The sequence below is a fragment of the Annamia dubia NIES-4383 genome (assembly GCF_055394725.1).
On the sequence record NZ_AP025630.1, the window covers coordinates 2,135,540 to 2,148,614 of the forward strand.

General features: G+C 31.7%; 9 protein-coding genes. 2 read left to right on the forward strand and 7 right to left on the reverse strand.

Annotation, left to right across the window (positions count from 1 at the left end; genetic code table 11):
- Nucleotides 1-869: 869 nt before the first annotated feature.
- From Anndu_RS09625 to Anndu_RS09635, 3 genes are all read right to left on the reverse strand, one after another.
- Entirely contained in the window at nt 870-5,054 is a 4,185-nt protein-coding gene (locus tag Anndu_RS09625) for a PAS domain-containing protein (RefSeq protein ID WP_464100999.1), read from the reverse strand.
- Nucleotides 5,055-5,239: 185 nt separating this feature from the next.
- Entirely contained in the window at nt 5,240-5,959 is a 720-nt protein-coding gene (locus tag Anndu_RS09630) for a glycerophosphodiester phosphodiesterase (RefSeq protein WP_464101000.1), read from the reverse strand.
- A 93-nt stretch (nt 5,960-6,052) separates the two neighbouring features.
- A complete protein-coding gene (locus tag Anndu_RS09635; protein ID WP_464101001.1) occupies nt 6,053-6,562 on the reverse strand; it encodes a DUF2518 family protein in 510 nt (169 codons plus the stop codon).
- An 895-nt stretch (nt 6,563-7,457) separates the two neighbouring features.
- Here Anndu_RS09635 and Anndu_RS09640 point away from each other — a divergent pair.
- The gene (locus Anndu_RS09640) at nt 7,458-8,315 is read left to right on the forward strand and encodes a class I SAM-dependent methyltransferase (RefSeq protein ID WP_464101002.1); all 858 of its coding nucleotides are present in this window, start codon (nt 7,458-7,460) and stop codon (nt 8,313-8,315) included.
- A gap of 19 nt (nt 8,316-8,334) precedes the next feature.
- Here the strand turns inward: Anndu_RS09640 and Anndu_RS09645 are convergent, their stop codons facing one another.
- From Anndu_RS09645 to Anndu_RS09655, 3 genes are read right to left on the reverse strand one after another with little or no spacing between them, the layout of a single operon-like run.
- The gene (locus tag Anndu_RS09645) at nt 8,335-9,396 is read right to left on the reverse strand and encodes an IS630 family transposase (protein ID WP_464101003.1); all 1,062 of its coding nucleotides are present in this window, start codon (nt 9,394-9,396) and stop codon (nt 8,335-8,337) included.
- Nucleotides 9,397-9,437: 41 nt separating this feature from the next.
- Complete coding sequence (locus Anndu_RS09650; protein ID WP_464101004.1) at nt 9,438-10,292, reverse strand: transposase; 855 nt, start codon at nt 10,290-10,292, stop codon at nt 9,438-9,440.
- Between the two features lie 15 nt (nt 10,293-10,307).
- Nucleotides 10,308-10,955: a DUF7149 domain-containing protein gene (locus Anndu_RS09655; protein WP_464101005.1), complete on the reverse strand. Its 648-nt coding sequence runs from the start codon at nt 10,953-10,955 to the stop codon at nt 10,308-10,310.
- A gap of 91 nt (nt 10,956-11,046) precedes the next feature.
- On the opposite strand from Anndu_RS09655, the gene Anndu_RS09660 reads away from it, so the two are divergent.
- Nucleotides 11,047-11,997 carry a succinylglutamate desuccinylase/aspartoacylase family protein gene (locus tag Anndu_RS09660; RefSeq protein WP_464101006.1) on the forward strand — a complete coding sequence of 317 codons (951 nt, stop codon included), beginning with the start codon at nt 11,047-11,049 and terminating at the stop codon, nt 11,995-11,997.
- Nucleotides 11,998-12,007: 10 nt separating this feature from the next.
- Here the strand turns inward: Anndu_RS09660 and Anndu_RS09665 are convergent, their stop codons facing one another.
- On the reverse strand, nt 12,008-13,060 hold the full coding sequence (locus Anndu_RS09665) for a mannose-1-phosphate guanylyltransferase (RefSeq protein ID WP_464101007.1): 1,053 nt from the start codon (nt 13,058-13,060) through the stop codon (nt 12,008-12,010).
- Between the last annotated feature and the right edge of the window lie 15 nt (nt 13,061-13,075).

Here is a 13,075-nt window from a genome sequence, read left to right on the forward strand (position 1 = left end):
AGATTAATAAATCAAAAATTATTAAAAAAGTGATAATTTCTAATATAAATTAAGTTCAATTCATTGAACGATTTATATTAGCCTTGAAATTCATTTCAAGGCGGTATCAATACTTTAAGAGATCACGGCGAGTAATTCACTCGCAATGAAATCAATTTCATTGCTAACAGTGATCGTTCAATAAATTGAACTCACAATTGCATTTTTACCTTGACTTTGAAAATACCCTGCTCCCACTGCAGGGCGTTTTCAAAGTCAATTTTTATGATCTTTGTAATCTTTTTATGTTAGGCTTTTTCACTTATTTTTAAGATTAATAAATCAAAAATTATTAAAAAAGTGATAATTTCTAATATAAATTAAGTTCAATTCATTGAACGATTGATATTAGTCTTGAAATTCATTTCAAGGCGGTATCAATACTTTAAGAGATCACGGCGAGTAATTCACTCGCAATGAAATCAATTTCATTGCTAACAGTGATCGTTCAATAAATTGAACTCAGAATTGTATTTTTACCTTGACTTTGAAAATACCCTGCTCCCACTGCAGGGCGTTTTCAAAGTCAATTTTTATGATCTTTGTAATCTTTTTATGTTAGGCTTTTTCACTTATTTTTAAGATTAATAAATCAAAAATTATTAAAAAAGTGATAATTTCTAATATAAATTAAGTTCAATTCATTGAACTTAATTTATATTAGTCTTGAAATTCATTTCAAGGCGGTATCAATACTTTAAGAGATCACGGTGAGTAATTCACTCGCAATGAAATTAATTTCATTGCTAACAGTGATCGTTCAATAAATTGAACTCAGAATTGTATTTTTACCTTGACTTTGAAAATACCCTGCTGGGGTAGGGGTGAGGTTAATTTTTTAATAATTTTTCGATCATATCTACTAAATTTTTTAATTTAACAGGTTTACTTAAATATTCCGTAGCCCCCACTGCTAAACATTTTTCTCGATCGCCCTCCATGGCCAAGGCCGTTAAAGCAATAATCGGTATTTCAGTTAATTTAAACTGATTACGGATATATTTAATCGCTTCTAAACCGTCCATTTTGGGCATCTGAATATCCATAATAATTAAATCAGGCTTTTGCGATTGGGTCATAATAATGGCTTCATGTCCATTTCTGGCCACAATCAGATTATAACCTTTCGCCGTCAAATAACTTGAAACCGTCATCACATTAGCCGCATTATCCTCTGCTAAAAGAATTAAAGGTGAAATTTCAATTTGAGTTTCCTCATCTAAAATGTAGTCACCAGCAGAAGGATTAATCTTTGGATCTGAAGGGGAAATTCCCTCAGAAGTAAGATAGGGTAAATCAATCATAAAAGCACTACCTTGACCTTCCGTACTGCTCACACTAACCTTACCACCGTGTAATTCTACAATATTTTTAACTAAAGCCAAACCTAAGCCCGTACCCTCATATTGACGACTGAGGGAACTATCAATTTGTATAAATGGTTTAAATAATTTTTTAATATTATCAGAGGAAATACCGATTCCAGTATCTATAATAGCTAAACGAAGATAATTAGAATCGTCTAAATTATTAATAACACTCACTTTTAAGGTGATTTGACCACCTTGAGGGGTAAATTTAACCGCATTATTGAGTAAATTAATTAAAACTTGGCGCAGTCGCCGTTCATCCCCATCTAAGGCAGGTAAATGAAAGGGGATTTTAACCTGAACTTGAATCCGTTTTTTGAGGGCAGATTGTTTAATAAAAGTTAAACTTGATTGACATAAGGCGGAAATATTGACAGGGTGGCGTTCTAACTCAATTTGACCCGATTCAATTTTGGCCACATCTAAAATATCATTAATTAATGAAAGTAAATGATTAGCACTACTATCAATCGTTTCTAAAAATTGCTTTTGTTTTTGATTAATTTGACCAAAAATTTCTTCTAATAGGGCTTCTGTCATGCCTAAAATCGCATTTAAAGGGGTGCGCAGTTCATGACTCATATTTGCCAGAAATTCATCTTTAAGACGGGTAGCACTCATTAATTCTTGATTGGTACGTTGTAACAGAGCTTCGGCTTCTTTGCGATCGCTAATATCAATATTAACTCCGATCATCCGTTGGGGATTACCTTGCGCATCCCTTACCACCTCACCATAAGCCTTAATATGGTGAATCGTGCCATCAGGCCGAATAATCCTAAATTCAGGATTATATTTCTCTTTTCCTGACAAAGCCAGATTTACACTGTTTTCTGCACACTCAAGATCTTCAGGATGAACAGCTTTAGCCCAAACTTGATATTTTATTTCAGTCATAAAATGATTATGATTAGATGGGAGGCCATAAAGTTGAAACATCCTTTGATCCCAAGTAATCACATTCTTAATCATATCCCAATCCCAAGAACCGATCAAACCCGATGCTAAAGCCAGATTAAGCCTTTGGGTTAATTTTTCCCGTTCTAATTCTGCCATTTTGCGATCGCTAATATCTGTAATAATTCCAATTACTCGCAAAGGTTGTCCATCTTCAGCCCATTCAATAATTTTGCCACGGGATAAAATCCATTTATAATCACCATTTTTACAACGCATCCGGTATTCATTTTGATAAATGGGAATTTCGCCCCTTAAATGTTGTTGAAAAAGGCTATCACAAGAGGCTAAATCTTCAGGATGAACTAAATTTCTCCAATCAGAGTTATCCGTACCGATTTCATTTTCACCATAACCTAATACTTGTTTCCACTGGGTGGAATAAAATTTTTCTAAAGTTTGTAAATTAAAATCCCAAACTCCATCCCCCGTACCTTCTAACGCAAATTGCCATCTAGCTTGACTTTCTTGGAGGGCTTTAGTGGCGGCTTTGCGTTCCGTAATATCCGTATGAGTGCCAATTAAACGCAAGGGTTGTCCATCTTCTGTTCTTTCGATCAGTTTACCACGGGACAAAATCCATTTATAACTGCCATCTTGACAGCGTAAACGGTGTTCTAGCTCATAAACATTAATGTCACCCCTAACATAACTTTGAGCATAATTTAAACAGTATTCGCGCTCATCTGGATGAATTAAATTAATCCATTCTCTGGCATGATTAATAATTTCATGATCCTGATAACCTAACATTGCTTTCCAATTAGAGGAGTAGAAAACCTCTTGAGTTTGGAGATTCCAGTCCCAAATGCCGTCTCCTGTGCCTTCTAAGGCAAATTGCCATCGGGCTTGACTATCTTGGAGGGCTTTGGCGGCGGCTTTGCGTTCGCTCAGATCTTGGCCAACGCCCAAAAAACCAATAATTTCCCCTAATTCATTGGTAATAGTAGTAATAGAGAGAAAAACGGGAAAACGTAAACCATTTTTACTAATATGAGTCCATTCTTCTTGATTAAGAATATTGTGGCGAGATTTAGCCACAAATACTTCAAAATTAGGCTCAATTGTCTGATTTAATTCAACGGATAAAAGTTGAGCTTTTTCGATGATTTCTTTAGGATCATGGAAAATTTCAGGGGTACATTTACCGATGACTTCTTCGGCCAGATAACCTAACATTCTTTGCGCTCCCTGATTAAAACTTTGAATAATTCCATTAACATCAGTGGAAACAATTGAATAGATGGTGCTGTTAAGAATTGCCTCTTGTAAACTATTAATTTTTAATAATTCTTGAGTGCGTTGTTGTACTTTTATTTCTAATTCTTGATTAATTTGTTCTAATTTTTGTTGAGCTTGTTTTTGCTCATTAATATCCGTTAAAGTGCCAATATAACCAATAAAATTACCTTGATAATCATATTCGGGAAATAATTGGGCATAAACCCAAATAATAGTACTATCTGAGTTTAAATAGCGATATTGTTCTTTAAAGGGGACATGTTCTTGCTGACATTGTGCAAATTTGGTGATTACAAACTGAGCATCTTCGGGGTGTAAGATTTGATGGCAATTGGGGCGAGTGCCAATTTCGGGAATTTCTCCTGTAATGGCACTAATTTTTTCATTGGCATAAATATATTTACCCTGTGCATCAAGGCGAAAAATCCCCACTGGAGAAGTTGAAACTAGGTTTAAATAGCTTTGTTTACTATTTTCTAGTTCGATGGTACGCTCTGCTACTTTTTGTTCGAGGGAGTGGTAAAGATTGGCTTGTTGTACAGCGATCGCCAATTGAACCGATAGACGTTGTAATAATTTAATTTCAAGAGTTTCCCATTGTCTGGGGGTGCAACATTGATGGACGATCAATAAGCCCCAAAGACTGATTTGATTTGGTTCTGTCAGGATAATGGGTACAACTAAATTGGCTTTAACTTCAAACCGTTCTAATAATTCTAAATGACAGGGACTCAGATTGGCTTGGTAAATATCATTGATCACTAAAACCTCATCACCATAAAGGGTTTTATCCTTATTTTGATAAAAACAAGTATCAGCGATCTTCTGATGTAAAGATTCTTTCCAAGGGGGGTTGACGGCCTCAGCTACGATCACTCCATTAAAATCTAAATCAAATTGATAAATAATCACTCGATCGGCTTCTAAAAAGTTTTTAACTTCCGTAACGATCTGGTTTAAAACCGTATCTAAATCAAGATATTGTCTAATTCTTAAGGCAATATCATTAATAATTTTTTCTTTTTGTTGTGATCGTAAAATTTGACGATTTAAAATAATTTTTTCACAAACTTGAGTCACGGCCAAGCAAAGGGAAAATTGATTAATTTCAAGTTTAGATAAATAATCAGAAGCCCCTAATTTCATCGCCTCGATCGCAATTTTTTGATTACCTTGAGCAGTTAACATAATAATAGGTAATTTAACCAAATTATCATTAGATAAACTTTTAAGAAAATCTAAACCATTACCATCGGGAAGCATATAATCAAGTAATACTAAATCTGGGCTTTGATTTTCCCATAATTTTAAGGCTAATTTTAAATTTTCGGCTTCAATAATATCATATTGATAATTATGATCATTTTCAAGATAACAGCGATAAAGCATTCGATGATCGCTATCATCATCAACAATTAAAATTTTGATTTTTGAGAGATTATTCATAAACTTTTTTGTCAAATGGTTAAAATAAATCAAACTCAATCCATTAAAAATTCTAGGTTTACTTGAGCTAAAAACATAAGAAAATAGACCGAACCACAAATTATTACAAATTATTTATTACTTATTATGTATTATTTATTACTTATCCCCTAACTTGTGCAAAAAGTCTAATTTATGTTAATTCTTCAACTCAATAACAACCTATTTGTCATAATTCCTTGAATTTTCAATTGTTGTAATTGTGCCATTTCCTCAAGATGATCCACCGTCCAAGCTATTACTTTTAATTGATTTTCATGAGCTTTATTAATTAAATCATGATTATTTAATAATAAGTGATATTCGCTAGAAATACAATGACCTTGATCTTTTTTTGCTAAGTTTAAAGCATCGAAAAAACTTGCTCTTGTCTTAACATTATAACCTAGTTTAATCTTTAAATCAAATTGACGGATTCTTTTTAAAAATTCATGTTCAAAAGAAATAAGATAAATTTCATTGTGACTTTGTTCCTGATTAATTAAATTAATTAACTTAATTATATCTTGCTCCTGCCATTTTTTAGCATCTTTTACTTCAAGATATAACTTTAAAATGTGAGGTTGACATAACTTAAAAACTTCTCTTAAAGTGGGGATTTTTTCCTCTTTAAATTGAGGATCAAACCATGAACCCAGATCTAATTGTTTTAATTCTTCTAAGGTTAAATCTTTTACTTTCCCTTGACTATTGCTAGTACGATCTAAAGTTAAATCATGAATAATAACAAACTGATGATCCGCCGATAATTGTAAATCAAATTCTAGTCCATCAGCTTTATTTTTGATCGCTTTTTCAAAAGCAATTAAAGTATTTTCAGGAGCGATCTCCGACAAACCACGATGAGCAATTATTTCCCATGTCATAAAAAAATACAGCAGTTATAATCTTAAATCAATAATTATTAAATAAACCCCCCCTTCCCTTTATCATAAAGGTTAGGGGGTAAGAGCAATAAATTAAGAACTTAATTTTTTAAAATTATCAGTAAATATTTTAATCTCCATCTTTTCATCTTGACGATTAGCTAAAGATCGTTTAACTTCACCTAAATAAAGAGGTTGAGAAATGCCATTTTTCACATGAAAAATAGAGCGCATTCTAATAATTAATTGATCTCCACCTAAACCTAATCTTCCGGGGGAAAATAAATCTTCGGCCGCCTGACGTAAAGTTGCATCTATTTCCTGTTGATTAATAGAGGCTGGAACAGTTATCACCGCTTGATTAGCCCCATTATCATACACTAAATGATAACGGATCGCTCCCTCAATCCTGATAGGGGTAAATAAACCCAAACTTAAAGCAAAAATACTAGCCGTCACTACCCCCATAAAGCTAGTCACACCCACGAAACGGAAGCGAAAACCCCATTTAAAAATAAAAGCAATAATTGTTAAAACTAAAAAAATAATGGTTGCATAACCACAATATTTAGCATACAAAGCAAGATCAAAAGTATTGTCCATTTTTTTAAGATTGATTTGATTAAAAGTCAATCTTTAGTGTATCGTAAAATTCCCTTTAATCCTATTAATTAGACACAAAACAACAGCACCCAAGTCTTACTCTCTAGTTGATTTCCAAATCTAGTTGATTATACCCAGAGTAGCCGTATTTATTAAAAATACTCGCTTAAACTCCCTTTCTAACTAATTAACGGAAATATCTATTTTCAGAACGGGTGCTATTGTTTTGGAACGAGACAGATTGTAAATGAAACAGCTTTTTTTACCTCTTTTTTTAAGCTAATTGGTTTTTTCAAGCTAATTGTACTTAATCGGACGATAAACTAACTCTAACTTTCAAAAATTTAATTTGATTAAATAATTTTAATTTTATTAATTTTATTTAACAAAATTAACTTAACAAAAGTTAATTAGTTCACTTAACATTGGCTGTTATCTCTGCCAGGGAAGCTTTCTATTAGCTTCAATTATTAATTTATCATCTTTCCTAAAAAGATCAAGCTTTTTTCATTAAACTTTATTTTAAAATGAGTTCTACTATTATATTTTGTTAAGTTATGTTAATTTGTAACGATTTTTCTCATCTTTTGACCCACTACAATTGTAACATAATTTTATATTACATAATCAAAAAAATTTTTAAACAAAGATCTAACCATAAAATCTTAACAATTTGCAATAGATTAATCAGAATATCTAAAATTAATAATTCTGATTTTGTGAGTTGTGTTTGGGGATAAATTTGATACAATGGTAATATATTTATTATTTTTTCAATCAGCTAGATTAATTGAGAATTAGTTAGGATCTTTTTAATATGTTTTCCTTCAAAAATCTAATCAAAAAAATTTTTCGTCAAGGCATTAAGCCAGTTTGTAATAGGGTTTGTGACGTGATGAAATTCGTTCCCCCCGGACATTTTTATTCTCCCATTCCCTCTGATCAAGATTTTCAAAATGTTTATCAAACCGATAATTTAGAAATCAGTAGTAATAGTGAATTTGGGATCAATTTTAATATTGAAAAACAACTTCAATTATTAGAAACAATTGCAATTTATCATGATCAAATTTTACCATTTCCCATTAATAAAAAAGAGGATTATCGCTTTTATTATAATAATTACTATTATTCTTATCCCGATGCCACCGTCTTTTTCTGTTTATTAAATCATCTTAAACCACAAAAAATAATTGATGTGGGAGGAGGAAATAGCACTACCTTAATGTTAGATCTAAATGATCATTGTTTTAGGGATCAACCAATGGATATTACTATCATTGAACCATATCCTCAGCGCATTGAAAATCTATTTCAAAATGAAAGGAAATTAACTAAAATTTATCAAAAAGTTCAAGATGTTGACTTAAAAATATTTGAAAATTTAAAAGCAGGAGATCTTCTGTTTTTAGATACATCTCATGTGAGTAAATTAGGCAGTGAAGTTAATTATTTAGCTTTTAATATTTTGCCCCGTCTTCAATCGGGTGTTATTATTCATATTCATGAAATGTTTTATCCTTTTGAATATCCGCCTGAGTTTTATGAAGTGGGAAAAGTTTGGAATGAAATTTATCTTTGGAGAGCTTTTTTAACTCATAATAATGATTATGAAATTATGTTTCATAATTCTTTTTTAGCTAAAAAATTTCCCCAAGAATTGAAAAAAGCTTTGCCTAATTATTTCAATCGAGGACGCAAAGATGTTAATGTACAATGTGAGGGTTCTAGTCTTTGGTTAAGAAAAATCTAATACCATTTACAAAAAGTAGCTACACAGATAAAGCATTAACAATATAATCCCAACCTGCTAAAGACAGGATAAAATCTTCTTGTAAATTATTTAAGATATTAGCTACTTTATTTTTGACATCATCTAAGTTCTTAAACCAGATATTTTTTAACTGTTGTTTGATATATAACCACAGTCTTTCAATCGGATTTACTTCTGGACAATAAGGTGGTTGAAATAACAAAATTATATTCTCAGGTACTTCTAACTTTTTTGCTCTATGACAAGGTGCATTATCTAACTGTATTATATGAATCTCATCGGGATATTCTTTACTAAATTCTTTTAAATATTTACCAAAGCATTCACTATTAAAATGAGATAGTTCATAGAAAAAACTTTTGCCATTTTGGACTTCGATTAATCCATAAAGATAATAATAGTCATAATGCCATTGTAATTCTTGTTCTGGTTTGACTCCTTTTAAAGTTATTTTCCTTCCTAATTCTGTCCTAAAACCCAATCTAGTTTCATCTTGACACCAGTAACAAATATTTTTAGTATCCCCCCATTTCTCTTTTATTTGAGCTATTATGCCTTTTAATCTTATGGGTAAATACTCTTTAAATACGGATATTACCCCTTCATTTTGATACTCATGATAAGGACGTGGTACTTTTAATTTTGCCCCTAATTCGTATCTCACTAATTGATGTATTGTGGTATAACTTATCTCAATATCTTGACAAGTAAATAACCATATTTTTATTTCTTGGTAACTGTTAAATCCTTGAGGCTCACTTAATTCTTTTTTGACTAGAGCAACTGTTTCTAGCTCTAGTTTTTTTGGTCTTCCTGTTTTATTATGTTCTTGTAATAATGCGTCTAATCCTTCCGTCTTATATAAGTGAAACCATTCGTAAATTGTTCTCTCACTACGCCCCATCATTACCGCTAAGTATCTGATCGTTTCAGCCACTTGAATTTTCCAAAGATATAAAGCTTGAACTTTGGCAAAATTCAAAGCTGTTTTTTGTTGTTTCATGAGATTTTTTAGTGTATCTGCTGATTCAATTACTTCTATTTTTGATATTCCTGACATACTATTGCTCCTGTTAATCTATTCCTATACTAACCCTGAACTTACTTTTTGTAAATGGTATGATATTTATCTTTTCTTAATCTAAATCTTTCTCTTGCTACTCGCCATATTTTTATGATTCTAATTAAATGTTCTATAAATATTCTGACCGATGAAATCTTTTTATTTTCTTCTTTTTCTTCCTGAGTTAATACTCCTTTTTTCGGTTTTTTCTTTGGGGTGATAATTTGTGGCTCTCCCACATAAGCTTTATCCCCTTTAAACCTTTGATCCATCCCAAACTTCTTGAGATTTTGACGACAAATGTTAATATCACTTGAAGGCCCTGGTTTTCCCGCCACCACATCCACAATATCTCGGCCTTTTGGAAGACTAATTAATTGATTTTTAAAAGTATGTTCACATTTTTTTCCACTATAATATTTTTTCTGTTCTTCATAGTCTAAAGGTCTCTGTCTTGGCTGTTCTTCACTATCTACTAACAATTCATTTTCCTTCAACTTTTCCAACATTTCTTCTATTTTTTCTGGGGACTTTTTTACTTGTTCTAGTAAAGAGCATGGCAAAGCTTCTCTCATAATTTTTTGCCAATAATCAAACAAATTATTCGCCGTTGATTCACTTACTTGAAAGACGATACCTAATAGTTGAAAACTCAGGTGATGTCTTAAATAAATTAAAGTCAAAATAATCTGGTTTTCTTTTGAAAGTTTACTCTCTCTACCACCACCGGAATTGATAATTCTAGTTTTTTGTTTTTCGGATTCTTCTTTTGCTTGTTTCTCCAAGATCAAAAGATGTGCGATTAGCAGTTCTAATTGTTCATAATTAATTCCTAATAATCTTTTAGTTGCTTGTTTGTGATCTTGAATATATTGCCAAGTATAATTACTCATTTTTGTTATTTCTCCTTAAAATTTTTGTTGATGATAGCTTAATTTTTTTATTTCTATTATATTATAGAGAGGTCTATTATCTTTAACCTTTTCAATGAAAGGTTGAGCAATTTCTTGATAAAAATAATCAGTTTTTTTCCCAGTTAAACGATTTTCAGAAAAATCAATAAACTGTTTAACAAAAGATTTATCATTAACAAAATATTTTTCAAAAACTTGACTATCAAATATAAACCATTGTAAATTATTAGTAATAATTAAATGTTTAACATCTAAATTTTTATTGATAATTCTTTCCTGTAGATAATACAAAAGTAACTGCTGTAAAGCCTTACAATTGAGATTAGTTAAACTAGGAAAATCTTTTTTTTCATTAACTTTTTTCGTCTCAAAAATTACATTAACTGGATCCGTGTGATTTTTACCATGATAAATAACTAGATCTTGCTTATTTTTAGTATTAATTAAAAATTGATCATGATAATAGGTATCACGCAAAAAATTAATTAATAAATTTTTATTAAATTCTTCCGATTCCTGACTATTAGTTTTTAAAATTAATTGACTTAAATTAATTTTAAAAAGCTCAAACTGCTCACGAGTTAATTTTACCTTGAGAAAAGCTTTATTGAGAGATTGTTGGGGAGATCTATAATTCATCATTATGCTTTTAATTCTTAATTTAATTATTAATTATAGTATCATATTTAATGATAAAATAGATTATAACACATCAACTAATTAATAATTAATCATGATTGAAATAGCAGGAGAAAAAATTGCAAAAGGGGAATGTCGTCATTTAGAAATTCCAGTGGCTCATCTTCCTACTCAAACAATGATTTCTTTACCTGTCACGGTAATTAATGGGGTGGAAGATGGGGCGAAATTGTGGTTAAGTGCGGCCATTCATGGGGATGAAATTAACGGGATCGAGATTATTCGTCAAGTTACCCAACAAATTAAACCCAAAAAGTTACGGGGGACTTTAATTGCCGTTTCGATCGTTAATATTTTCGGTTTTATTGAACAGTCTCGCTATTTGCCCGATCGCCGTGATCTTAACCGTAGTTTTCCGGGGTCTGCTAACGGCTCTCTGGCCTCCCGTTTAGCCAATTTATTTATGAAAGAAATAGTCAACCGTTGCACCCATGGGATTGATTTACATACCGCCGCTATTCACCGGATTAATCTACCTCAAATCAGAGCCAATTTAGAGGATTCAGAGACGTATAAAATCGCCAAAGCTTTTGGAGCACCTTTAATGCTCCATTCTACCACCAGAGACGGTTCTTTAAGACAGGCCGCCAGTAAAAAGGGGATTCCGGTTTTATTATATGAGGGAGGAGAGGCTTTAAGATTAGATCGTCAAGGAATTAAAGTAGGTGTTAAAGGGATTTTAAGAGTAATGAAAGCCTTAGAAATGTATAATTTTTCAGAGGATGTTGTTAAAGAAAAATTAAGTTTAGAATCACGTCAATCTAGTTGGATTCGTGCCAATCGCAGTGGTATTTTACATTTAAAGGTAAAATTGGGGGAAAAAGTCAAGCAAAAACAAACGATCGCCCTTATTTTTGATGCCGTTGGCGAAAGTCAATCTAAAGTTAAAGCTACCGCTTCTGGTATCATTATTGGTCATACTCAAAACCCTTTAGTTAACCAAGGTGATGCGATCGTTAATCTGGCTTTTTTTGATAATTTTTAAGCTGAAAAAATCAAAGAAAATTTTGTAAATTAGGATTATTTTCCAGTTCTTTTAGAACTTGTTTAATTTCCTGAGTGCGATCTTTTTTCACAATTAAAGTAACATTTTGATCCCGCACAATTACCAGATCATCTAAACCAATTGTGACAATTAATTCCTCAGAATTACTATTAAAAATTAAACATTCTTTTGTATCTTTTTCTAAATGTTGACCGATGGCAACATTAGGATTATTTTCTGTTTTAAATAATCTAAATAAAGCATTCCAATCCCCTAAATCATCCCAAGGAAAATCCACAGGTAAAACTAAAGCTAATTGGGTATTTTCCATCACCGCATAATCAATACTAATTTTAGTTAATTCGTGATAACCTTCCTTACCTTTTTCTTTTAAAATAGTTAATAAATCAGGGGTATATTTAGCTAATTCTTCCAACATGACACCTGCTTTAAAGATAAACATTCCACTATTCCAGCTAAATTTTCCTGTGTTTAAAAATTCTTGGGCGGTGGCTTGATTTGGCTTTTCAGTGAAGCGCTTTACTTGATAATAAAAATGTTGATTAATTTCACCTTGAATGTTACCTTGTTCAATATAACCATAACCCGTAGAAGGATAATTTGGTTTAATTCCTAAAGTTACAATACAATTTTGATTGAAAGCAATTTCTTGCGCCGTTTTTAAATATGCTTGAAAAGATTGATCATTCGGGATCCAATGATCCGCCGGAAAAAAACCAATAATTGTATTTTCTCCATATTTTTTTGCTATTTCTAAAGTAGCCCATGCCACGGCCGGGGCAGTATCTTTTCCGATTGGCTCAACTAAGATATTTTCTAATAATAATTCAGGCAATTGTTGTTTAATTTTACTGGCTAAATTTCCCGATGTTATTACCCATAAATCTTGCCAATTTTCTGTTAGTTTAAACAGGCGATCACCCGTAGCTTGAAGTAAAGTTTTGTCGCTACCATCAAGGGCTAAAAATTGTTTAGGATTATTTTGACGACTGAGGGGAAAAAATCTTTCGCCTTTCCCCCCCGCTAAAATTACTGGAATCATAGTTAAATATTGCTC